The sequence below is a fragment of the Rhodanobacter sp. T12-5 genome, from assembly GCF_008329435.1.
Classification (GTDB): domain Bacteria; phylum Pseudomonadota; class Gammaproteobacteria; order Xanthomonadales; family Rhodanobacteraceae; genus Rhodanobacter.
The window spans coordinates 499,397-520,612 of sequence record NZ_NPKN01000002.1 but is presented as its reverse complement, the minus strand read 5'-3'; the positions used below and the strand labels follow the sequence as shown (position 1 = coordinate 520,612).

The following is a 21,216-nucleotide window of genomic DNA, read 5'->3' as shown; positions in this document are numbered from 1 at the left end:
CCATTGCAAGCCCAGGGCAGGTACGGATCATCGACAGGTCTGCGGAACGTAGACTGCTGCCGCATCGCTGCTGCACAACCAATGTGTGGAGTTCGTGGACGAATCGGTCATGGTGAATGTCACCTGCTTGCCACGCAAGGCGGGTGCCACGCTGGCGCTGCGCATGGTGGCGGTGATGATGCACGAGCCAGCTGCGGTGGTGACCCCCACGCTGGCGACATATTTTCCCGAATAGCTCGCCGGACTGCTGGCCAGCCCGCCACTTATGCCCTGAACCGGGCACTTGCCCGTTTGACGATAGTAATTCAGCACGTCGGCCTTCAGGCCATCGGTGACGGTGAGCGCTTCGCTGATTTGGGCCTTGGCAATGGACTGGGTGTAGGTCGTGATCGCCAGGCTGGTGAGAGTGGCAATGATGGCCACGGTAATCATCAACTCGATCAGAGTGAATCCTGATGGACGTTTCATGCTCCCCCCTGTGGCAGCATTGGTCCTGTTTTCAATACGACATTGACTTGCGTTGTCTGCCAAATGCGGAGGCCCTTCCAAGGAAGGGCCTCCGGGACAACTTCAAGTGACTGCGAGGCTTACTGGCGGCAAACCTGCGGCAGGTACTTGTTGGGAACTTCACTGGTGCAAGTCCAGGTATATGCGCCGCCTGCGTTGGCCGCCTTGAACACGGCAGTTTTTGCTGCAAGCGGGGTCGATACCGATCCAGTCCCCTTGAATGTTACGGTGATTGTGCAACCACCACCCTGGGCATCGGCGGTTCCGGCCGACTCTGCCTTCGCGACATATTTACCTTCGTAGCTGGCAGCGGGCAGGATGGCGGAGCCAGCCTCCGAGTTCGTGGGGCAAGTGCCCTTTGCGGCGACGAATTCCTGAACCGGCGTCTTCATGCCGTCGGCGATCGTCTGCGACTCGGCGAACTGCGAGCGGGTGATGTAATCCTGATAAGCCGGAATCGCGATGGCCGCCAAGATCGCGATGATCGCAACCACGATCATCAATTCGATCAAGGTGAAGCCTTTCTGCATGTTCTTCATGGTGGTTCCTCTGTTTGGTTAGCTAACCGTAGTGATGCCCCCTGAGCTCCAGTCCTGAATTCCCCTTGGGGACCGGTCTCCATACTTGTGGTCAGGAACGACCAGGAAGCTCGCGGCAGAATCAAGCAGGTTGCATGCCACGACCTGCCGCTGGTGTATTCCCGCATATCCACGGGCACCGGCATTGTGCCGCTCGTCACGAAAGTCTACAAGCGATAGTGAGCTGACTTTGCGCGGTGCGCAAAGCGTGATGAATTCGGCAGATCGTTGGATGTCGTTATGGGGCATTTAGTGACAAATATTGTCAGTTTGGTGTGGTTTCATCACCATCATTGTTCATTGCGATGGCCTTCTCAAAGCCATTGCTCGCGTGCCTCAATCATCCATCGACAAGATCGTCCCGTGACTGAAGCCGGCGCGTGGACAAGCATTGCTTCGCGATGAAAGTTGCGGTCGATTCGCTCTGAAAGGCGATTGTCGGACGAGTATCGGTGAACTGTTGGCAGGAAAGCTTGCCTGCACCCGCGCTGGCGCTTACCGTCACGGTTTGGCTCAACTGGGGAAAAGCGATGAAACCTCTGATTGCCGCGCTGCTGCTTGCGCTGGTGGCTGCACCCGCGATGGCGGGCGATGTGGTGGACACCACCTTTACCAAGGCGCAGGGAGCGCATCCTTTCAACGTGCGCGACTTGGTGATGATGGATCGGGTGAGCGATCCGCAGCTGTCGCCGGACGGGCGCTATGCCGCGTTTGGCGTGCGCAGCACCGATTACGCCGCCAACAAGGGTGTCAATGCCGTCTACGTGCTGGATCTGCGCAAGGGCGGAGATCCGGTTAAGGTGCTGGACAAGGGCAGTTCGGCACGCTGGTCGGCGGATGGGCGCAGCCTGTATTTCGTGGCGCCGGCCAAGGGCGTGGCGCAGTTGTGGCGCGTGGATCTGGGCGGCAAGGAAGGATTGAATCTGGCGAGGCACGCGGCGTCGGTGCAGGTGAGCCACGCCGTGCTGGACCTGGGCGGCTACAAGCTGTCGCCGGATGGCAAACAGGTGCTGTTGTCGTATGAGGTGTTCACCGACTGCGCCACGCTGGCATGCACGCAGCAGCGGGTTGCAGCGCGCGACAAGGACAAGGCGAGCGGCACGTTGTACACCAAGTTGTTCGTGCGGCACTGGGATACCTGGGCCAACGGCCGGCGCAATCAGTTGTTCGTCGCCAGGTTCGATGGCAAGGGCCAGTTGCCGGCCGAGCCGACGCTGCTGAGCCGCGGTATCGACGGCGACGTGCCGAGCAAGCCGTTTGGCGACGAGAGCGAGTTTGCGTTCGCGCCGGATGGCAAGAGCGTGTATTTCGACGTGCGCATTGCCGGCACGACCGAGCCATGGTCGACCAACTTCGATGTGTACAGCGTGCCGGCAGACGGTTCGGCTGCACCGAAGAACCTCACCGCGGACAACAAGGCGTGGGATGCGTTCCCGGTGGCATCGCCGGACGGCAGGACGCTGTATTACCTGGCGATGAAGACGCCGGGTTTCGAGGCCGACCGCTTCGCGATCATGGCGCTGGATCTGGCCAGTGGTACGAGGCACGAGGTGGATCCGCAGTGGGATCGCTCACCCGGCGGCCTGACGATTTCGGCGGACGGCAAGACCTTGTATGCCACTGCCGACGACAACGGCCAGCACCCGCTGTTCGCGATCGACGCGGCCAGCGGCAAGGTGCGTCAACTGGTCGGCGATGGCACCGTGGGCGGTTTTTCGCTGGCTGCGGGCAAGTTGCTGCTGACCCGCGATGACCTGAAGCGTCCGGCCGATGTCTATCTTGCGAAGGCCGACGGCCGCGATCTGAAACAGGTCACCCACTACAACGCCGCCGATCTGAAAGAGGCGAAGGTCGGCGACTTCGAATTCTTCAACTTCAAGGGCGTCGACAACGCCAATGTGCAAGGCTACGTGGTAAAGCCGGTCGGCTACCAGCCGGGCAAGACTTATCCGGTGGCGTTCATCATCCATGGCGGCCCGCAGGGGGCGATGGAAAATGGCTGGAGCTATCGCTGGAATCCGCAGACTTACGCCGGCCAGGGTTTTGCCGTGGTCACGGTGAATTTCCACGGTTCCACCGGTTACGGCCAGGCGTTCACCGACGCGATTTCCGGCGACTGGGGCGGCAAGCCGCTGGAGGATCTGAAACTCGGCTGGAAGGCTGCGCTGGACAAGTACAGCTTCCTCGATGGCGATCGCGCCTGCGCGCTCGGCGCCAGCTACGGCGGCTACATGACGTACTGGATCGCCGGTGTGTGGAACCAGCCGTGGAAATGCCTGGTCGATCATGACGGCGTGTTCGATGCGCGCGCGATGTATTACGACACCGAAGAGCTGTGGTTCGAGGAAAAGGAGAACGGCGGCACCCAGTACGAGCATCCCGAGAACTACGAGAAGTTCAACCCGATCAACCACGTCAAGGACTGGCGCGTGCCGATGATGGTGATCCACAGCGGCAAGGATTTCCGCATTCCGATCACCCAGGGCCTGGGCGCGTTCACCGCCTTGCAGCGTCGCGGCATTCCCAGCGAGTTCCTTACCTTTCCGGACGAGAACCACTGGGTGTTGAAGCCGCACAACAGCGTGCAGTGGCATGATGCGGTCAATGGCTGGCTGAAGAAGTGGACGGCCAAGGATGCGCCGAGAGCGGTGTCGAACTGACCTGCGCTTGCAATGAAAACGGCGACCTTCGGGTCGCCGTTTTTTTGTGGGAGCGACTTCAGTCGCGAGGCTTCAGCTCAAAGCCACTTCGCCCGTTTCAGCCCCAGGTAGATGCCGCCGACGACGAGGGCCATCACGGTGATCATTGCCGGATAGGCCCATGGCTTGCCTAGTTCCGGCATGTGCTGGAAGTTCATGCCGTACCAGCTGGTGAGCAGGGTGGGTGCGGCGAGCATGGCGGCCCAGCCGGCGAGTTTTTTCATCACTTCGTTCTGGCCGAAGCTGACCAGCGAAAGGTTGACGCTGATCGCCGCGGACAGCATTTCGCGCATCGCACCGATCGATTCGTTGACGCGGAATACGTGGTCGTAGACGTCGCGGAAATACGCGCGCAGTTCGTCCGGGATCAGGTTCGGGTGCAGTCGCACCAGCTGGCTGATGATGTCCTGCAGCGGCGCCACGGCGAGGCGCAGCGTCATCAGGTCGCGCTGCATGTCGTACAGCCGTCGCACGGTGCTGCGTTTGAAGGTTTCGGCGAAGATGTCCTGTTCCAGCTGCTGCAGCTCTTCGCGGAAGTCGCGCACGATCGGCAGCAGGTTGTCGACGATGAAGTCGAGCACGCCGTACAACGCGTAGCTGGGGCCATTCGCCAGCAGGTCCGGTGCGTGTTCGCAGGTACGTCGCGCCGGTGCGTAGGATTGAGAGGCGCCGTGACGCACGGTGACCAGGTAGCGCGGACCGAAGAAGATGTGCGTTTCGCCGAAGGCCAGATGGCCTTCGATCAGCTGGGCCGTCTGCACCACCAGGAACAGGGAGTCACCATATGTCTCGATCTTGGTGCGCTGGTGTGCCGCGTGTGCATCCTCGATCGCGAGGTCGTGCAGGCCGAATTCGTCCTGGATCTTGAGCAGCAACGCCTCGTCGGGTTCATACAGGCCGACCCAGACGAAGGTATCCGGCTCGGCCAGCACGTCGCTGATCGCGTCGAGGGTGACGTCGCCGATCCGGCTGCCGTCCTTCCGATAGGCGATGCAGTTGACCACCATCGGCTGGTCGGTGGCGGGTGGCGCGAGCGACGATGGCGGCGTGATCAGGTTCATGCGCGCATCATGCCCCGCGCCTGATGACGGGGCAATTGCGGGTTTTCAACGGCGCGGCTGCGTTCAACGGCGGCGGCGCAAGCTCCACGCCAGAGCCAGCCAGCATGGCAGGGCGAACAGCAGCCACGGCTGGTTTTGCTGCACGGTGCCGGGGAGCAGGTGCAACAGGGCGGCGATCAGGATGGCGAGCAACTGCAGCACGATCACGCCATCCATGAAGCGCGAAGCGGCAAAGCCGCGCCGTGAACGCCACAGCGTCGGCAGCAGCATGAACGCCAGCGGATTGAACAGCAGCAAGTTCGCGTTGGCCCACGCCGAGTGATGGGTGGTCAGTGTCCACAGCGCCAGCAGCAGCAGCCCGACAAGCCCTGCGCAGAGAAGGTAAAGCGTGCCGAGCAGGGCGTAGCCGGTGGGCCACCAGCGCCGGGTCGACACGATCAGCACGGCGAGCAGCAGTCCACTCAACGCCAGTGGCAAACGCAGGTCGGGCGCGCTTGCCGGTGGTGCTTCCAGCCGGTTTGGCGAAACCAGTTGCTCGCCCTGCAGCAGCGACCGGGTGGCACCGTGGCCGTCGTCGATGCGTATTTCGCGCAGCTGGGTTTGCAACACTTCAGGCAGGAAGCTTTCCTGCCACGCATTCAGTGGTTGGTCGGCGTACGGTCCCAGGCCAAGATCCATCACCAGCATCAGCCAGGGCTGGGCGCTCATCAGGCGGTCGGTCTGCTGGCGATAGGTCATGCCGCCGGCGCGCGCGCCGAGCTGGGTTTTCAGGATGCCGCCCAATGCCATGTCCAGGGCATCGCGCACGCGGGTGGTGCAGTTGTCGACGTAGTAGTCGTAGTTGTAGCGGGCGTTTTCCGGGCGAAGATTCCACAGCAGGAAATCGCGCAGCGCGGCGGCCTGGTCCGGAGTGACCGCGAGCTGCTGTCGGGTAACCGAACGCCCGCTTTCGACGTAGAAGCTTTCGTCGATGGCGCTTGGGGCCGCGTCCATCAGGTAATGCATGCGGCCGCGGGCGAAGTTGAGGAAGAAGTTCGACTCGTTGAAATCGAACACGCCGTAATTGAAGTTGATCGCTTGCCCCGAGGCGACGTCGCGCAACTCGATCGCGTCGTGGCCGAAGCGCTCCCAGTAGGTTTCGCCCGGGCCGTAGGTGATCAGCGAGACCTTGAGGTTGGCGCCGGGTGCATTGGCGACGCTGGCCCGGGCGGGCAGAGCGAAGGCCAGCCAGAGCATGGCGAGACAGAACGCGGAACCGATGTGTCGCATGAATCCAGCCTTGTCGTAGTGGTGCCCTGGGGGAGCGGCTTCAGGCGCGATGCTTCGCTGATCGAACACAAGAGCATCGCGACTGAAGTCGCTCCCACAAGATCGCGCGTTGCGGGTCAGCCTTTTTGCAGGGCTACGCGAAACTGTTGCACGCGGCGGTCATCGGCCTCGGTGACGTGGAACAGGTAGTCGCCGATGGCGACTTCCTCGCCGACCTCGGGCAGGTGGCCGAATTCCGAGGTGACCATGCCGCCGACCGTGTCGTATTCCTCGTCGGAGAAGTCGGCGCCGGTCTGCCCGTTGAAATCCTCGATCGGGGTCAATGCGCTGACCAGCCAGCCGCCGCCGGGTTGTTCGTGCATCAGTTCGGGATATTCCTCGTCGTCGTGCTCGTCGTCGATTTCGCCGACGATCTGCTCGAGTACGTCCTCGATGGTGATCAGGCCGGCGACGCCGCCGTATTCGTTGACCACCAGCGCCATGTGGTTGCGCGACAGGCGGAACTCCTCCAGCAACACGTTCAGTCGCATCGACTCGGGAATCAGCACCGCCGGGCGCAGGATCGCGCGGATGTCGAAATGCTCCGCCGCGCCGAAGAATTTCAGCAGATCCTTGGCCAGCAGGATGCCGAGGATTTCGTCCTTGTCGTCGCCATGTACGGGGAAGCGCGAGTGGCCGGATTCGACCACGGCAGCAAGAATGTCCGGCAGCGGCGATTCGGCCGCCAGCATCACGATCTGCGCGCGCGGCACCATGACGTCGTCCACGCTCAGTTCGGTGACCTTGATGGCACCCTCGACCATGGTGAGGGTGTCGACGGACAGCAGTCCGTTGGTTTGGGCCGAGCGCAACTCCTCCAGCAGTTCGCTGCGGTTGCGTGGTTCGCCGGAGAACATGTGGCCCAGTCGATCCCACCAGGTGCGATGGGCCGGGCCGCCGGTACTGCCAGGGTCGTCGTTCATTACTCGGTTGGATTCAGCCCATTGCGGGCGGAAGGCCGATTCTAGCGGAAAAATATGGACGGTTCAGGGCACGGGTGCTGCAAACCACGGCAGGAGCGCACCCTGTGCGCTATGCATCGCGTTGGGTATCCGGGAACATCGCGCACAGGGTGCGCTCCTACAGGTACGGATCGGCGATACCGAGGCCGGCGAGGATGCGGGTTTCCAGCGCTTCCATGGCCTCGGCTTCGGCATCCTCGATGTGGTCATGGCCGAGCAGGTGCAGCACGCCGTGGATGGTCAGATGGGCCCAGTGGTCGCGCGCCAGCTTGCCTTGCTCGGCGGCTTCGCGCAGCACCACCGGCGCGCAGATCGCCAGGTCGCCGATCAGCGGCAGGGCCACCCCGGGAGGCAGCTCGGCCGGGAATGACAACACGTTGGTGGCGTAGTCCTTGCCGCGATAGTCGCGGTTGAGCGCGCGACCCTCGTCGGTGTCGACGATGCGGATCGCCAATTCGCCCGGCTTGCGCCGCTTCGCGCCGCGCAACGCCGCTTCGACCCAGCGCTGGAAGCTGGCCGGCGCGGGCAGGCCGGCGCGCGGCACGGCGTAGCCGACGTGTACCGCGGCGCTGCCCTGTGGGAGCGACTTCAGTCGCGATGTCTTTGCCTGCGATGAAGCCGCCCCCGCAACGGCACGGGAATGACGCAAGCTCATGGAGCGTCCTCGTCCTTCTGTTCGAACGCTTCGTACGCGCGCACGATCTTCGCCACCAACGGATGGCGCACCACGTCGCGCGAAGTGAAGAAAGTGAAGCTGATGCCGCTGACGTCGCGCAGCACCTCCACCGCCTGCCGCAGGCCCGATCGCGTGTTGCGCGGCAGGTCGACCTGGGTGACGTCGCCGGTGATCACTGCCACCGTGCCGAAGCCGATGCGGGTCAGGAACATCTTCATCTGCTCGACCGTGGTGTTCTGCGCCTCGTCGAGGATCACGTATGAATCGTTGAGGGTGCGGCCGCGCATGTAAGCGAGCGGCGCGATCTCGATCACGTTGCGTTCGATCAGCTTGGCCACTTTCTCGAAGCCGAGCATTTCGTACAGCGCGTCGTACAGCGGGCGCAGGTAGGGGTCGACTTTTTGCGACAGGTCGCCGGGCAGGAAGCCCAACTTCTCGCCGGCCTCGACCGCCGGGCGCACCAGCAGCAGGCGCTGTACGCGATTCGCCTCCAGCGCCTCGACCGCACTGGCCACCGCCAGATAGGTCTTGCCGGTGCCGGCCGGTCCCACGCCGAAATTGATGTCGTGGGTGGCGATCGCGTGCAGATAGCGCGCCTGGTTCGCGCCACGGCCCTTGATCACGCCGCGCTTGACGCGGATCGCCACTTCCTGGGTGCCTTCGGTCGACGGCTCGATGATCGCGTCGATGCCGGACTCGGCCAGGTGCAGGTTGATCCGCGCGCCGGTCAGCGATTCGTCCCCGGTGGTCGCATACAGCGAGCGCAGCACTTTCTCGGCAGCCCTGGCCGGGGCGTCTTCGCCGATTACCTGAAAAATGCCGCCGCGGTGGTTGATCTCCACGCCCAGGCGCAGTTCGACCTGGCGCAGGTGCTCGTCGAACGGCCCGCACAGGTTGGCGAGGCGGGCGTTGTCTTCCGGATCGAGCGCGAAGTCGCGCTGGTTCAGTTCGCTCATAAGCCGGCTAGGTTAGCGCGCGCCCGGCGACGGAACCACTGCTGTCGTCCCTGCCGCCGCAGGGAGGCTGGCGCGGGCGTCGGCTCACACCGCTGCTTGCATGTAATTAATCATTGAATTAATTTAAGTCCATGACCACGGCCAAGCCATCCAGCAGGCACCCGCGAAGTCGCGGGGCGGGTCGCCCCAGCGGCGACGATGGCGACCTGCGCGAGCGCTTGCTCGACGTCGCCGCCGCGCAGTTCGCGCGCACCGGCATCGAAGCCACCTCGTTGCGCGCGATTGCCACGGAGGCCCGGGTGACCCCGGCAATGCTGCATTACTACTTCGGCGACAAGGCCCGCTTCACCCAGGCGCTGATCGAGGAGCGACTGCTGCCGGCGGTGGCGCCCCTGCGCGAGCACCTGGAGCAGGCGGGCGACGATCCGCGGGCGCTGGTGGAGGCGTTTGCGCGCGGGGTCGGCGAAATTGTGGCGCGCAATCCGTGGCTGCCTCCGCTGTGGGTCCGCGAGGTGTTGTGCGAGGGCGGTTCGCTGCGCGAGCTGATGTTCAGCCGGGTCGTGCCGAACCTGCCGCAGATGCTGGCGCAGCGCTTCGCTGTGGCCCAGGCCCGGGGGCTGCTGAATGCGGCGCTCGACCCCCGGCTGCTGGTCGTTTCACTGGTCGGCCTGACCCTGTTTCCTGCCGCTGGCGCGCCGATCTGGCGGCGCGCGTTCGGCGCGGAAGAGCTTGATACGGATGCATTGCTGAACCACACGCTGGCACTGCTGGATCATGGCGTCGGCGCGGCTGAATCGGGAGACTCCTCATGATCATCGCGGGAAACTCCGGCCGGGTCCTCGCCCTGGTCGTGCTGGTCACGGCGGTGGCGTCAGGTTGCAACAAGGCGCCGCCGCAGGCACTGGGCACACTGGAATACGACCGCATCACCCTGCCGGCGGTGGTGGCGGAGCGGATCGTCGCGATCGACGTGCACGAGGGCGAGCGCGTCACCGCGGGACAGACCCTGCTGCAACTGGACGAGGCGCAGACGCGGGCCGGGCTGGCCACGGCGCTGGCCCAGGCGCAACAGCAGCAGGACGTGCTGACCGAACGGGAGAACGGTCCCCGCAGCGAGGATATCGCGCAGGCCCGGGCGAGCCTGGCGGCCGCCCAGGCACAGGCGCGGGAGACCCGGGCGTACTACCAGCGCTTGCAGGCCCTGAAGAGCCGCAACTACGTCGCCGCGGCTGATCTCGATCGTGCCCGCGCCGCCGCGGGCAGTGCCGACGGCCAAGCGGCGGCAACGCGGGCGGCGCTCGACTTGCTGCTGCACGGCACCCGTCCGGAGCAGGTCGCCCAGGCACGCGCAGCGCTCGCGGCGGCACAGGCGCAGGCCGAGGCGGATCGCGTGCTGCTGGCGAAACTGCATGTGGTGGCGCCGCGCGCGGGACGGGTCGACAGCCTGCCGTACCGGCTCGGCGACCAGGCGCCGGTCGGCGCGCCGCTGGCGATCCTGCTGGTCGGCGACGCGCCGTACGCGCGCATCTACGTGCCGGTGCAGCAACGGGCGAACGTGCATGTGGGCGATGCGCTGCGGGTGTTCGTGGGCGACCGCGCCACACCCTATGCAGGCAAGGTCAGGATGGTGCGCAGCGAACCGGATTTCACTCCTTACTACGCGCTGATCGGCGATGACGCGGCCCGCCTGAGCTACCTGGCCGAGGTGTCGCTGGGCCCGGACGCGGCAAGCCTGCCTGCTGGCCTGCTGGCCTGCCGGTCAGGGTCGAGTTCGCCACGGGTGGCAAATGAAGGAGGAGGGCGCCGCCGTCGCGATCCGGGCGAGCGGGCTGACCCGCCGCTTCGGTGATCTGGTGGCGGTCGATCGTGTCGACCTGGAAGTGCCGTCGCGGAAGGTCTACGGCTTTCTCGGGCCGAATGGTTCGGGCAAGTCCACCACGATCCGCATGCTCTGCGGCCTGCTGACCCCGAGCGCGGGCGAGATCGAGGTGCTGGGTCTGCGCGTTCCCGCCGAAGCGGAGGCGCTGCGTTCCCACATTGGCTACATGACCCAGAAATTCTCGCTGTTCGAGGATCTCACGGTGCGCGAAAACCTGGAGTTCCTGGCCGCGATCCAGGGCGTGCCGCGCAAGCGCACGCGAGCCCGCATCGACGATCTGATCGAGCAATATCATTTCGGCGATCTACAGAAACAGCTCGCCGGCACCATGAGTGGCGGACAGAAGCAGCGCCTCGCGCTGGCCTGCGCGGTGATCCACGAGCCCGAGCTGCTGTTCCTGGACGAGCCGACCAGTGCGGTCGACCCCGAATCGCGCCGCGACTTCTGGGAGAAGCTGTTCGAGCTGGCCGATGCCGGCACCACCTTGCTGGTTTCCACCCACCTGATGGACGAGGCCGAACGCTGCCATCGGCTGGCGATCCTCGATCACGGCGTGCTGGTCGCCGACGGCACGCCGCGCGAATTGACCGCCCGGCTGAGCGGGCGCACGTTCATCGTCGAGGCGGCCGAACCGCGGCGCGCGCAGAAACTGATTGTCGATCTGCCGGGGGTGCTCAGCGTCGCCCAGGTCGGCACCAGCCTGCGCGTGTTGATGGCCGAGCCCGCGGCCGACGGCGAGGGAGCGGAGCATACCTGCCGGGTCATCGACGATGCCTTGACCGGAGCCGGCCAACAGGCAGCGACCGTGGCGGTGCAGGCGAACCTCGAGGACGTGTTCGTCGCGGTCACCCGCCGCGATGCAGATCAGCGGCAGCAGGCGGCATGAACTGGCGCCGGCTCTGGGCGATCGTGATCAAGGAGTTGCGGCAGCTGAGCCGCGACCGCATCACGCTGGCGATGGTCGTCGGCATCCCGGTGATCCAGCTGGTGTTGTTCGGCTACGCGATCAACTTGAATCTGCGCGGGCTCGATGCCGGCATCGTGGATCAGGCCAACAGCGCCGGTTCGCGCGCACTGGTGATGGACATGCTCGCCACCGACGTGGTCGCACCGGTGGCCCACGCGGATACTCCGCAGCAGCTGATGGCGATGATCCGTCGCGGCCAGATCAGCATCGGCATCGTGGTCCCGGCAGATTTCGAGCGTCGCCGCATCGACGGTCGTCCGGTGGCCCAGGTCCTGGTCGATGGCAGCGACAGCACGGTGCAGGTGGCGGCGGCCCAACTCGCGCAGACCCCGCTGGACAGTGCCGCGCCGGATACGCGCGCGCCGGCCACCAGCACGCCGATGCCGCCGCGGATCAGCGTGGTCGGTTTCTACAATCCGCAGCGGCAGTCGGCGATCAACATCGTGCCGGGTCTGATCGGCGTGATTCTGACCATGACGATGGTGTTGTTCACCGCCATCGCGATCGTGCGCGAACGCGAGCGCGGCAACATGGAGCTGCTGATCGCCACCCCGCTGACCAGCGCCGAGCTGATGGTCGGCAAGGTGTTGCCGTACGTGGCGATCGGGCTGGTGCAGACCACGGTCATCCTGGCGCTGGGCATCTGGCTGTTCAAGGTGCCGATTCGCGGCAGCCTGCTGGACGTCTATCTGGCCACCGGCCTGCTGATCCTGGCCAACCTCTCGCTGGGCCTGTTGATTTCAAGCCGGGCACAGTCGCAGTTCCAGGCGATGCAGATCACCTTCTTCGTGTTCCTGCCGTCGATCCTGCTGTCGGGTTTCATGTTCCCGTTCGCCGGGATGCCGAAGGTGGCGCAATGGATCGCCGAAGTGCTGCCGCTGACCCATTTCCTCCGGTTGATCCGCGGCGTGATGCTGCGCGGCGCGAGTCTGTGGGAGCTGTGGCCCGACGGGCTGGCGCTGCTCGCGTTCATCGTGTTGATGATGACCGCCGCGATCCTGCGTTTCCGCAAGCGGCTGGATTGATATTGCTGTGGAAGTGACTTCAGTCGCGATGCCTGACGTGTCGAAGAGCTGTCGCGACTGAAGTCGCTCCCACGGGGAGGTTGCGCCCAAGCCGGGCTCAGGCAGCTTCTTCAGCCGCGAGCTTCACTCGCCCGCGCAGCGAGTTGCTCATCGCCTCGGTGATTTCCACGTCGACGAACTGGCCGATCAGGCGCGGGTTGCCGGGAAAGTTGACGAAGCGCATGTTCTCGGTGCGGCCGGTGAGTTCGCTGGGGTCGCGGGTGCTGGGCTTTTCGACCAGCACGCGCTGCACGCTGCCGATCATCGCCTGGCTGATGGCCTTCGCGTTCGCATTGATCGCCGCCTGCAGCCGGCTCAGCCGTGCATGCTTTTCCGCCGCCGGCGTGTCGTCGGCAAGATTTGCCGCCGGCGTGCCGGGGCGGGAGGAGAAAATGAAGGAGAAGCTCTGGTCGAAACCGATGTCGTCGATCAGCTTCATGGTCTTCTCGAAGTCGGCCTCGGTCTCGCCAGGGAAACCCACGATGAAGTCGGACGACACGCAGATGTCCGGGCGCACCGCGCGCAGTTTGCGGATCTTCTGCTTGAATTCCAGCGCGGTGTAGCCGCGCTTCATCGCGCTGAGGATGCGGTCGGAGCCGGCCTGCACCGGCAGGTGGAGGTAGTTCGCCAGTTGCGGCACGTTCGCGTACGCCTCGATCAGCGAGTCGGAAAACTCCAGCGGATGGGAGGTGGTGAAGCGGATGCGGCCGATGCCGTCGATCTGCGCAATGGCGTGGATCAACACGGCGAGATCCGCGATGCCGCCGTCGAAGGTGGGGCCGCGGTAGGCGTTGACGTTCTGGCCGAGCAGGTTGACCTCGCGCACGCCCTGCGCGGCGAGCTGGGCGACTTCCACCAGCACGTCGTCGAACGGGCGGCTGAGTTCCTCACCGCGGGTATACGGCACCACGCAGTAGCTGCAGTATTTCGAACAGCCTTCCATGATCGACACGAACGCGGTAGGGCCTTCGGCGCGCGGCTCGGGCAGGCAGTCGAACTTCTCGATCTCGGGGAAGCTGATGTCCACCTGCGGCAAGCCGCTGGCGCGGTGCGCCTCGATCAACTGCGGCAACCGATGCAGGGTCTGGGGGCCGAACACCAGGTCGACGTAGGGTGCGCGCTTGACGATCGCCGCGCCTTCCTGCGATGCCACGCAACCGCCCACGCCGATCAGCACTGGCTTGCCGTCTTTCTTGTGCTGCTTCCAGCGGCCGAGCTGGCTGAACACTTTTTCCTGCGCCTTTTCGCGGATCGAACAGGTGTTGATCAGGATCACGTCGGCTTCGGACTCGTCCTGGGTCAGTTCCATGCCGTGCGAGGCCTTCAGTACGTCGGCCATCTTGGCCGAGTCGTACTCGTTCATCTGGCAGCCGTGGGTCTTGATGAAGAGTTTGCCGCTCATGGCATGAGTACCGTGGTTTGTGAAGCAGGACGTGCGATCCGCTGAACCGTACAGTTTACCCTGGTGCCGACGCGCCTGCCAGTAAATCGGCACGACGGATCAAGCACTTGCGTCGTCAAGCCGATGCTTCGGGCCGTCATCTCATTCGATGTATCGCCGCCCGGCCCGGCATCGGTGGCGGCTTGCCCGGGCAGGGCGATTCGAAGTTGCAGGAATGTTCGCCAACGCACGAAACCGCCACCTGCGCACTTGGCGTGGGCAGCGCGTGGCGGCACACTGGGTTCCATGTTCGACGTCGCGAAACACGGGGGAAGCGCCGATCGGCTTGCGGTGGGCTTCCCGTTGCGTACGATCCTGCCATGGGTCGCGCTGGGCTGTGCGCTGCTGTGGGGATCGACGGCTCAGGCCGGCGCGTTGTATCGATGCACGGGTTCCAGCGGTGAAACGGTATTCAGCAGCAGTCGGGCCGGTTATCACGGCTGCCACGCGATCCATGCCTACGACACCGCACCGAAAACGCCGCGTCGCGCCGCGCTGCCCCGCGCTGCGTTGAACGGCGTGACCGGTTCGGTGGTGACCAGTGCGCGCAACCTCGCGGCCGACGGGGTCGAGCCGACGTCCCTGGCGCGAGTGCTGGGTTCGGTCGCAAGCAGCGCACGCCCGATCGGTGATGCGCGGGTACAGCGCGCCTCCCTCGCCACCGTCCACGGGTCCGTCGAGACCAGCGCGGGGCTTCCGAAAGGCAATCCCGGTACGCCGGGCCAATGGCAATACCACGAGTCGAAGCGCGATACCGCGTCGTTCGCGACAGCGAGCACGGCCGCCGATCGCGTGCTGCGCGGAGCGGTCTATCGCATCGTGCAGAAAGACGGCACGGTGGAGTACACCAACTTGCGTCCAAGCGGGAGCAAGAGCCCGGCGGTCACCATGCTGTTCAGTTATATCGCGACCTGCGTCGCGTGCAACCTGCATTCGACGATTCGTTGGGGCAGCGTGCCGCTCAACCTCACCGCGTACGCCGATGCGATCCGTGCCGCCAGTATCGAGTACGGCGTCGACGAGGCGTTCTTGCGCGCGATCATCCATGCCGAGAGCGCGTTCAATCCCCGTGCGTTGTCGCTCAAGGGGGCACAGGGCCTGATGCAGTTGATGCCCGGCACCGCCAGCGACATGGGCGTGCTGGATGCATTCAACTCCGACCAGAACATTCGTGGCGGGGCGCGTTATCTGAGCGTGTTGCTGCACGATTTCAGCGGCAGCGAGCGGCTCGCGGCGGCTGCCTACAATGCCGGCCCCGGCGCCGTGCAACGTTACAAGGGTGTGCCGCCGTACGCCGAAACGCAGGTGTACGTGGAGCGCGTCGCCACCTTGCGCAAGCGCTATGGCGAGGCGATCCATCCGCCGCTGGCCTCACGCGGGCCGGGTTGATCTGCGCCGGATTCCGGCGGTGCCTGCGCGGGCTACTCAGTCATCCGACGCGTTGCCGGCACTCATCGTCGGTCGTTGCGCCAGGGTGAGTTCGACATGGAACGGGCTGCCGTTGCGCAAGCCGGAAACCTCCACCTTGCTGCCGGGCTTGAGCGCGGCCTCGCGCCGGCGCAGATCGGCCGGGTCGAGGATGTCGTCGTTGCCGATGCGCAGCAGGATGTCGCGTGGCTGGATGCCTGCCAGCGCCGCCGGGCCGCCGGGATAGACCACGGTCACCTGGGCGCCACGGGCGGCCGCCGGCAGGCCACTGTTGGCAGCCACCGGAACGAAGGCGTAATCGGCGCCGATCCAGCCGCGCACCACGTGGCCGGTGGCGATGATCTGATCGAGCACTTTTCTGGCGGTGGCGATCGGGATGGCAAAACCGATCCCTTCGGCGCCGGCCGCCTTGCCGATCAGCAGCGTGTTGATACCGACCAGCTCGCCCTCGGCATTGACCAGGGCGCCACCTGAATTGCCGAGATTGATGGCTGCGTCGGTCTGGATGAAAGCCTCGGCACTGGAGCTGCTCAGCTGCCGGCCGATCGCACTGACGATGCCCATGGTGACGGTCTGGTTGAGTCCCAGCGGGTTGCCGATCGCCAGCACCACGTCGCCGGGGCGCAAGGGCTGCCGGGTGGCCATATGGATCACCGGCAGGTTGCTGGCGTCGATCTTCAGTACCGCCAGGTCGGACTCTTCGTCCGCGCCGACGAGGGTTGCCTTGGCGATGCGCCCGTCGTACAGCAGCACCTGGATGTCGGTGGCGTGGGCGATCACGTGGTTGTTGGTCAGCACATAGCCCTGGCCCTGCGCGCTGACGATCACACCCGAGCCAAGCGTCTGCTCGCGGTGCCGGTAGGTCGTCGGCTGGCCACCGAACAGTTGCTGCAACACCGGGTTGTTGTACATCTGGATGGCTTGTTCGGTGACGATCCGGTTGGCGTAGATATTGACCACCGATGGCGCGGCGGCAGCTACCGCGTCCGCGTAGGAAACCGGGCCGTTGCCGACGTGGGGCTGGCTGATCGGCACCGCTGCCGGCTGCGTCAGCCCGAATCGTGTGCGTAGCCGTTCGCCGCTTCCAGGCCAGAATATGCCGATGACGAAAGCCATCGCCAGGCCGAGGACGGCGAAGCGGGCGATGAAGAGAAGCGTGCCAGCGGCGTGTTTCATGTCGAAAGGAGGCGTCCTGGCGATCTCGTGGCGAATGCTGCGGCGAATGGCTCGCCATGATCCGGTTTATTGTACGGGGCAGGGCCTGACGCTACACTAACGCGATTTTTGCGGGGTCCCAAACCCCACCACAGACATGACATTGCAAGTACCGGAGAGCCTGATGGCGAACGAAGTCGTCGATCACGGCCGCCGCCGTTTCCTTACAGCAACCACCGCGGTGGTTGGTGGCATCGGAATCGTGTCGGCAGCTGTGCCCTTCATCAAGTCGTGGGAACCCAGCGCGCGCGCCAAGGCCGCTGGCGCTCCGGTCACCCAATCGCTGGCCAAGATCGAGGCGGGCCAGATGCTGGCCGTGTCGTGGCGCAGCCTGCCGGTGTTCGTGGTCAACCGCACGCCGGCGCAACTGGCCACGCTGCCCGAGGTGGACTCGCGCCTGGTGGATCCCAAGTCCAACGGCGCGTCGGCCGGACAGCAGCCGAAATATGCGCAGAACGAGGCGCGTTCGATCAAGCCGGAATGGCTGGTGGTCGTGGGCATCTGCACGCATCTGGGCTGCGTGCCCAACTTCGTGCCGGAGATCAAGCCCGAGCCATTCGATCCGAACTGGAAGGGCGGTTTCTATTGCCCCTGCCACCACTCGCGCTACGACCTTGCCGGTCGTGTTTTCAGTGGCGTGCCGGCACCGAAAAACCTCGAAGTGCCGCCATATCACTTCGTTGACGACACCACCATCCAGATTGGCGTGGATCCGAAGGAGGCTGGCTGATGGCCAACGTATTCACGAATATCGGCGACTGGGTCACCGAACGCGCACCCGGCATGATGCCGATGTACCGCGCGCACATGACCGAGTACTACGCGCCGAAGAACTTCAACCTCTGGTACTACTTCGGTTCGCTGGCGCTGCTGGTGCTGGTCAACCAGATCGTCACCGGCATCTTCCTCACCATGAACTACAACCCGAGCGCGGCAGGTGCGTTCGACTCGGTGCAGTACATCATGCGCGACGTGGAGTGGGGCTGGCTGATCCGCTACATGCACTCCACCGGTGCCTCGCTGTTCTTCGTGGTTGTGTTCCTGCACATGTTCCGCGGCATCATGTACGGCTCGTACAAGCGCCCGCGCGAGCTGGTGTGGCTGCTCGGCATGCTGATCTTCCTGGTGCTGATGGCCGAGGCCTTCATGGGCTACGTGCTGCCGTGGGGCAACATGTCGTTCTGGGGCGCCAAGGTGATCGTGTCGTTGTTCGGCACCATTCCGGTCATCGGCAGCACGCTGGTGGAATGGATCATGGGCGATTTCCTGCCTGCCGACGCCACGCTCAACCGCTTCTTCGCACTGCACGTCATCGCCCTGCCGATCGTGCTGCTGCTACTGGTCGTGCTGCACATTGCCGCGTTGCACGAAGTGGGTTCGAACAACCCCGACGGCGTGGAAATCAAGAAGGGCCCGAAGGGCAACCGCTGGGATGCGCTGAAGCCAAGCGATGGCATTCCGTTCCATCCGTACTACACGGTGAAGGACCTGGTTGGCGTGGGTTTCTTCCTGCTGATCGCTGCGTTCATCATCTTCTTCGCGCCGACCTTCGGTGGCTGGTTCCTGGAGCATGACAACTCGATCATGGCCAACAACCTGGTCACTCCGGCGGAAATCAAGCCGGTGTGGTACTTCACCCCGTTCTACGCGATCGTGCGCATGATCCCGTCGTTTGCCGGGACCGCCGTGTGGGGCGTGCTGGCGATGTTCGGGGCCATCGCCGTGCTGTTCCTGCTGCCGTGGTTCGACCGCGGCAAGGTCAAGTCGATCCGCTATCGCGGCACCGGCTACAAGGTGGCGCTGGGCCTGTTCGTGCTGTCGTTCTTCGGCCTCGGTGCGGTCGGCGCGGGCATCACGGCCGAGGTGATCCCGGAGTGGTTCGGCAACGTCGACCTCACGACGTACGAAAACGCGTTCGGTCGCCTGATGACCCTGATCTATTTCGGCTTCTTCGCATTCCTTTGGGCCTACACACACTTCGGCTGGGAGAAGACCAAGCCGGTTCCGGAACGGGTGACGACGCATGACTAAGCGGCAGCTGCTAATGAAGCGATACATCTTCCCGGTGGCGTTGGCGTTCAGTCTGATCGTCGGCAGCGTGTCGGCGAATGCCGCAGAAGGCGGCGGGCTGCTCCACGCCGGCACCAACGTGCAGGACCAGGCCTCGCTGCAGCGCGGTGCCAGGCTGTTCTTCAACTACTGCGTCGGCTGCCACTCGCTGAAGTACATGCGCTATTCGCGCATTGCCCAGGACCTTGGCCTGTCCGAACAGGAGGTGATGCAGAACCTGAACTTCACCGGCGCCAGGTTCGATGACCCGGTGATCTCGCACATGCCGGCGGAGTTGGCCACCAAATGGTTCGGCAAGGCTCCTCCGGATCTGTCGCTGGAGGTGAGCGCGAAGACTGCCGACTGGGTCTACACCTACCTCAATTCGTTCTATCTCGATCCGCACAGCCCGATCGGCTGGAACAACACCGTGTTGCCGAACGCGGCGATGCCGTTTCCATTGTGGGAGTTGCAGGGCCTGCAGACGGCACAGATGAAGCCGGCCAAGGTTGGTGAGGATCCGGCGGTGGAGAAGCTGGTGTTGTCGCAGCCGGGCAAGTTGACGCCAGCCCAGTTCCAGCAGGCGACGCGCGATCTGACCAACTTCCTGGAATACGCCTCCGAGCCGGCCGCGCTCGAGCGCCATCACTATGGCATCTGGGTGCTGCTGTTCCTGGCGTTCTTTACCCTGCTTGCCGCCATGCTCAAGAAGGAATACTGGAAGGACGTCCACTGAGCCGGGTGGCGTCATCATCCGACTGCGGCGGCCACGAGCCGCCGCAGTCGTCTCACCGATGAGGAATCGCGCATGGTCCAAAGCGCTCGCTCGCGTGCCGTACTGACGCTCTACACCACGGCCGATGACATCCAGTGTCATCGCGCACGGCTGGTACTCGCCGCCAAGGGTGTCAGCTACGAACGGGTACTGGTGGATCCGGCTCATCCGCCGGAAGACCTGATCGATCTCAATCCCTATGTCAGCACGCCGACTCTGGTCGATCGCGATCTCACCGTGTTCGATGCCTCGGTGGTCTGCGAATATCTCGATGAGCGTTATCCTCACCCGCCGCTGATGCCGATCGACCCGCAGTCACGTGCACGCTTGCGGGTTGCGGCGGTGCGTATCGAGAAGGATTGGCTCACGGAGGTGGACAAGATCCGCGCCGGTGGCCGGCCGGCGGATGCGGCGCGCAAGCGTCTGCGTGAGAAACTGCTGTCCACGCTGCCGCTGTTCAAGGCGGCCAGGTTCTTTCTCAACCCGGAGATGAGCCTGGTTGATTGCCTGGTGGCGCCCGTGATCTGGCGACTGCCTTGGCTGGGCGTGGAACTGGGCCGCGAAGGCAAGGCGATCCTCGACTACGGCGAACGCCTGTTCCATAGTCAGGGTTTTGCGCGCAGCATGACCGAGCAGGAAAACGCAATGCGGCAACTCCATGAGCAAGAATGAAACCACGCCGATGAGTTCCAATCGCCCCTACCTGTTGCGGGCGATCTACGACTGGATCAGCGACAACAACCTGACGCCTTATGTGCTCGTGGATGCCGGCTTCGAAGGCGTCCGGGTGCCGCCGCAGGTGATCAAGAACGGTCAGGTCGTGCTCAACCTGGCGATGCGGGCAGTGGCGAATCTCGACCTGGGCAACGAATGGATCAGTTTCCAGGCGCGCTTTTCGGGCGCCAGCCAGGCCATTCATATACCGGTACAGGCGGTATTGGCCCTGTACGCGCAGGAAAACGGGCAGGGCATGATGTTTCCGGTCGACGAGGAGGGTGGCGACACGCCGCCGCCGTCCAGCCCGGATCCCGTGGATGAACCCACGCCACCGGGCGCCGACGAGGGTGGCGACAAGCCGAAGCGTGGCGCGCCTCATTTGCGGGTGGTCAAGTAGCCGTCGCAGCGTCGGTTTCGACCAGGCGTGCGGAACGGTGTTGTTCGGAGCCTGCGGGGTTCTCTACCGCCCAGGCCCCCAGGCCCCGGTTCAGTGCAAACGGTCGTCCCGACGCGGGTGCAGCGGCACGACATTGCTGGCCGGCGCCGGCAATGTGGCGGCAACCGCTTCGCCGGGCGGCAGATATTCGATCGTCGGCAGGCTCACGCTGGTGAGCGCGTTGCCGATCATCCACAGGCGCCCGGGTGCGCGGTCATGGCCGTCGATGCTGACCTCGAAGCCGTAGCCACGTTCGATCATGCGCAAACCGTTGACCCGACGCAGGCGCAAGCCGCGCAGGCCGACGGTTTCATCCAGTAGCTGCAAGCCATGTTGCGCGCATTGTCGCCGCGCCTCCTGCACGGCGCGCTCGCGGGCCACGCTCAGTTTCAGCCAGAGCCCGACGATGGCGCCAAGCACCAGCAGCAGCAACAGGTTGGAAAGGTCGCTCATCACCTGCAGTGTGTGGGCGTGACCGGCCAGGCGCAAGTTTGGCCG

The 21,216-nt window shown here is 64.5% G+C and carries 21 protein-coding genes; 11 read left to right on the top strand and 10 right to left on the bottom strand.

The genetic code is table 11. From position 1 onward, the window contains the following. Positions 1–27: 27 nt before the first annotated feature. Entirely contained in the window at positions 28–468 is a 441-nt protein-coding gene (locus CIW53_RS06525; RefSeq protein ID WP_149364183.1) for a pilin, read from the bottom strand. A 119-nt stretch (positions 469–587) separates the two neighbouring features. Next, positions 588–1,046 (bottom strand): pilin, encoded by a 459-nt coding sequence (locus CIW53_RS06520; protein ID WP_149363867.1) that lies wholly within the window; start codon positions 1,044–1,046, stop codon positions 588–590. Positions 1,047–1,615: 569 nt separating this feature from the next. Between CIW53_RS06520 and CIW53_RS06515 the strand changes: the two genes are divergently transcribed. Continuing rightward, positions 1,616–3,745 carry a S9 family peptidase gene (locus CIW53_RS06515; RefSeq protein ID WP_149363866.1) on the top strand — a complete coding sequence of 710 codons (2,130 nt, stop codon included), beginning with the start codon at positions 1,616–1,618 and terminating at the stop codon, positions 3,743–3,745. A 77-nt stretch (positions 3,746–3,822) separates the two neighbouring features. Here the strand turns inward: CIW53_RS06515 and corA are convergent, their stop codons facing one another. From corA to CIW53_RS06490, 5 genes are all read right to left on the bottom strand, one after another. Beyond that, positions 3,823–4,845, bottom strand: coding sequence for a magnesium/cobalt transporter CorA (gene corA / locus CIW53_RS06510; protein ID WP_149363865.1), 1,023 nt, complete (start codon positions 4,843–4,845; stop codon positions 3,823–3,825). Positions 4,846–4,908: 63 nt separating this feature from the next. Next, complete coding sequence (locus tag CIW53_RS06505; protein ID WP_149363864.1) at positions 4,909–6,114, bottom strand: DUF4105 domain-containing protein; 1,206 nt, start codon at positions 6,112–6,114, stop codon at positions 4,909–4,911. Between the two features lie 116 nt (positions 6,115–6,230). After that, a complete protein-coding gene (locus tag CIW53_RS06500) occupies positions 6,231–7,076 on the bottom strand; it encodes a transporter associated domain-containing protein (RefSeq protein WP_149363863.1) in 846 nt (281 codons plus the stop codon). Between the two features lie 157 nt (positions 7,077–7,233). Further along, positions 7,234–7,770, bottom strand: coding sequence for an rRNA maturation RNase YbeY (ybeY, locus tag CIW53_RS06495; RefSeq protein ID WP_242451793.1), 537 nt, complete (start codon positions 7,768–7,770; stop codon positions 7,234–7,236). Then, positions 7,767–8,747 (bottom strand): PhoH family protein, encoded by a 981-nt coding sequence (locus CIW53_RS06490; protein WP_149363862.1) that lies wholly within the window; start codon positions 8,745–8,747, stop codon positions 7,767–7,769. Before CIW53_RS06490 ends, ybeY begins: the two co-directional genes overlap by 4 nt. Before the next feature lie 131 nt (positions 8,748–8,878). On the opposite strand from CIW53_RS06490, the gene CIW53_RS06485 reads away from it, so the two are divergent. Genes CIW53_RS06485 through CIW53_RS06470 form a run of 4 tightly spaced genes read left to right on the top strand, consistent with a single transcriptional unit; the run spans position 8,879 to position 12,618 of the window. Further along, a complete protein-coding gene (locus tag CIW53_RS06485; protein ID WP_149363861.1) occupies positions 8,879–9,559 on the top strand; it encodes a TetR/AcrR family transcriptional regulator in 681 nt (226 codons plus the stop codon). After that, positions 9,556–10,596: an HlyD family efflux transporter periplasmic adaptor subunit gene (locus tag CIW53_RS06480; protein WP_149363860.1), complete on the top strand. Its 1,041-nt coding sequence runs from the start codon at positions 9,556–9,558 to the stop codon at positions 10,594–10,596. The genes CIW53_RS06485 and CIW53_RS06480 overlap by 4 nt, the downstream gene beginning before the upstream one ends. Further along, on the top strand, positions 10,562–11,512 hold the full coding sequence (locus CIW53_RS06475; RefSeq protein WP_149364181.1) for an ABC transporter ATP-binding protein: 951 nt from the start codon (positions 10,562–10,564) through the stop codon (positions 11,510–11,512). The genes CIW53_RS06480 and CIW53_RS06475 overlap by 35 nt, the downstream gene beginning before the upstream one ends. Further along, entirely contained in the window at positions 11,509–12,618 is a 1,110-nt protein-coding gene (locus CIW53_RS06470) for an ABC transporter permease (RefSeq protein ID WP_149363859.1), read from the top strand. Before CIW53_RS06475 ends, CIW53_RS06470 begins: the two co-directional genes overlap by 4 nt. A gap of 97 nt (positions 12,619–12,715) precedes the next feature. Here the strand turns inward: CIW53_RS06470 and miaB are convergent, their stop codons facing one another. Beyond that, positions 12,716–14,059, bottom strand: coding sequence for a tRNA (N6-isopentenyl adenosine(37)-C2)-methylthiotransferase MiaB (gene miaB, locus CIW53_RS06465; protein WP_149363858.1), 1,344 nt, complete (start codon positions 14,057–14,059; stop codon positions 12,716–12,718). Between the two features lie 342 nt (positions 14,060–14,401). On the opposite strand from miaB, the gene CIW53_RS06460 reads away from it, so the two are divergent. Then, a complete protein-coding gene (locus CIW53_RS06460) occupies positions 14,402–15,487 on the top strand; it encodes a lytic transglycosylase domain-containing protein (RefSeq protein WP_343192173.1) in 1,086 nt (361 codons plus the stop codon). A gap of 36 nt (positions 15,488–15,523) precedes the next feature. Here CIW53_RS06460 and CIW53_RS06455 read toward each other — a convergent pair whose 3' ends face one another. After that, entirely contained in the window at positions 15,524–16,702 is a 1,179-nt protein-coding gene (locus tag CIW53_RS06455; protein WP_149363856.1) for a trypsin-like peptidase domain-containing protein, read from the bottom strand. 163 nt (positions 16,703–16,865) lie between these two features. Between CIW53_RS06455 and petA the strand changes: the two genes are divergently transcribed. From petA to CIW53_RS06430, 5 genes are all read left to right on the top strand, one after another. After that, complete coding sequence (petA, locus tag CIW53_RS06450; protein WP_149363855.1) at positions 16,866–17,471, top strand: ubiquinol-cytochrome c reductase iron-sulfur subunit; 606 nt, start codon at positions 16,866–16,868, stop codon at positions 17,469–17,471. Then, positions 17,471–18,772 carry a cytochrome bc complex cytochrome b subunit gene (locus CIW53_RS06445; protein WP_149363854.1) on the top strand — a complete coding sequence of 434 codons (1,302 nt, stop codon included), beginning with the start codon at positions 17,471–17,473 and terminating at the stop codon, positions 18,770–18,772. The genes petA and CIW53_RS06445 overlap by 1 nt, the downstream gene beginning before the upstream one ends. Before the next feature lie 13 nt (positions 18,773–18,785). Beyond that, positions 18,786–19,526, top strand: coding sequence for a cytochrome c1 (locus tag CIW53_RS06440; RefSeq protein ID WP_149364180.1), 741 nt, complete (start codon positions 18,786–18,788; stop codon positions 19,524–19,526). A gap of 72 nt (positions 19,527–19,598) precedes the next feature. Continuing rightward, positions 19,599–20,237, top strand: coding sequence for a glutathione S-transferase N-terminal domain-containing protein (locus tag CIW53_RS06435; RefSeq protein WP_149363853.1), 639 nt, complete (start codon positions 19,599–19,601; stop codon positions 20,235–20,237). Continuing rightward, positions 20,224–20,679, top strand: coding sequence for a ClpXP protease specificity-enhancing factor (locus CIW53_RS06430; protein WP_149363852.1), 456 nt, complete (start codon positions 20,224–20,226; stop codon positions 20,677–20,679). The genes CIW53_RS06435 and CIW53_RS06430 overlap by 14 nt, the downstream gene beginning before the upstream one ends. A gap of 90 nt (positions 20,680–20,769) precedes the next feature. Here the strand turns inward: CIW53_RS06430 and CIW53_RS06425 are convergent, their stop codons facing one another. Continuing rightward, entirely contained in the window at positions 20,770–21,171 is a 402-nt protein-coding gene (locus CIW53_RS06425) for a DUF3301 domain-containing protein (RefSeq protein ID WP_149363851.1), read from the bottom strand. Between the last annotated feature and the right edge of the window lie 45 nt (positions 21,172–21,216).

Excerpts from the sequence above, each read along its gene's own strand:
- ybeY (WP_242451793.1), bottom strand. The coding sequence starts at position 7,770 with ATGAGCTTGCGTCATTCCCGTGCCGTTGCGGGGGCGGCTTCATCGCAG.
- CIW53_RS06525 (WP_149364183.1), bottom strand. The coding sequence starts at position 468 with ATGAAACGTCCATCAGGATTCACTCTGATCGAGTTGATGATTACCGTG.
- CIW53_RS06435 (WP_149363853.1), top strand. The coding sequence starts at position 19,599 with ATGGTCCAAAGCGCTCGCTCGCGTGCCGTACTGACGCTCTACACCACG.
- CIW53_RS06500 (WP_149363863.1), bottom strand. The coding sequence starts at position 7,076 with ATGAACGACGACCCTGGCAGTACCGGCGGCCCGGCCCATCGCACCTGG.
- CIW53_RS06515 (WP_149363866.1), top strand. The coding sequence starts at position 1,616 with ATGAAACCTCTGATTGCCGCGCTGCTGCTTGCGCTGGTGGCTGCACCC.
- miaB (WP_149363858.1), bottom strand. The coding sequence starts at position 14,059 with ATGAGCGGCAAACTCTTCATCAAGACCCACGGCTGCCAGATGAACGAG.
- CIW53_RS06480 (WP_149363860.1), top strand. The coding sequence starts at position 9,556 with ATGATCATCGCGGGAAACTCCGGCCGGGTCCTCGCCCTGGTCGTGCTG.
- CIW53_RS06440 (WP_149364180.1), top strand. The coding sequence starts at position 18,786 with ATGAAGCGATACATCTTCCCGGTGGCGTTGGCGTTCAGTCTGATCGTC.
- CIW53_RS06490 (WP_149363862.1), bottom strand. The coding sequence starts at position 8,747 with ATGAGCGAACTGAACCAGCGCGACTTCGCGCTCGATCCGGAAGACAAC.
- CIW53_RS06470 (WP_149363859.1), top strand. The coding sequence starts at position 11,509 with ATGAACTGGCGCCGGCTCTGGGCGATCGTGATCAAGGAGTTGCGGCAG.
- CIW53_RS06505 (WP_149363864.1), bottom strand. The coding sequence starts at position 6,114 with ATGCGACACATCGGTTCCGCGTTCTGTCTCGCCATGCTCTGGCTGGCC.
- CIW53_RS06485 (WP_149363861.1), top strand. The coding sequence starts at position 8,879 with ATGACCACGGCCAAGCCATCCAGCAGGCACCCGCGAAGTCGCGGGGCG.
- CIW53_RS06430 (WP_149363852.1), top strand. The coding sequence starts at position 20,224 with ATGAGCAAGAATGAAACCACGCCGATGAGTTCCAATCGCCCCTACCTG.
- CIW53_RS06455 (WP_149363856.1), bottom strand. The coding sequence starts at position 16,702 with ATGAAACACGCCGCTGGCACGCTTCTCTTCATCGCCCGCTTCGCCGTC.
- CIW53_RS06520 (WP_149363867.1), bottom strand. The coding sequence starts at position 1,046 with ATGAAGAACATGCAGAAAGGCTTCACCTTGATCGAATTGATGATCGTG.
- CIW53_RS06445 (WP_149363854.1), top strand. The coding sequence starts at position 17,471 with ATGGCCAACGTATTCACGAATATCGGCGACTGGGTCACCGAACGCGCA.
- CIW53_RS06425 (WP_149363851.1), bottom strand. The coding sequence starts at position 21,171 with ATGAGCGACCTTTCCAACCTGTTGCTGCTGCTGGTGCTTGGCGCCATC.
- petA (WP_149363855.1), top strand. The coding sequence starts at position 16,866 with ATGGCGAACGAAGTCGTCGATCACGGCCGCCGCCGTTTCCTTACAGCA.
- corA (WP_149363865.1), bottom strand. The coding sequence starts at position 4,845 with ATGAACCTGATCACGCCGCCATCGTCGCTCGCGCCACCCGCCACCGAC.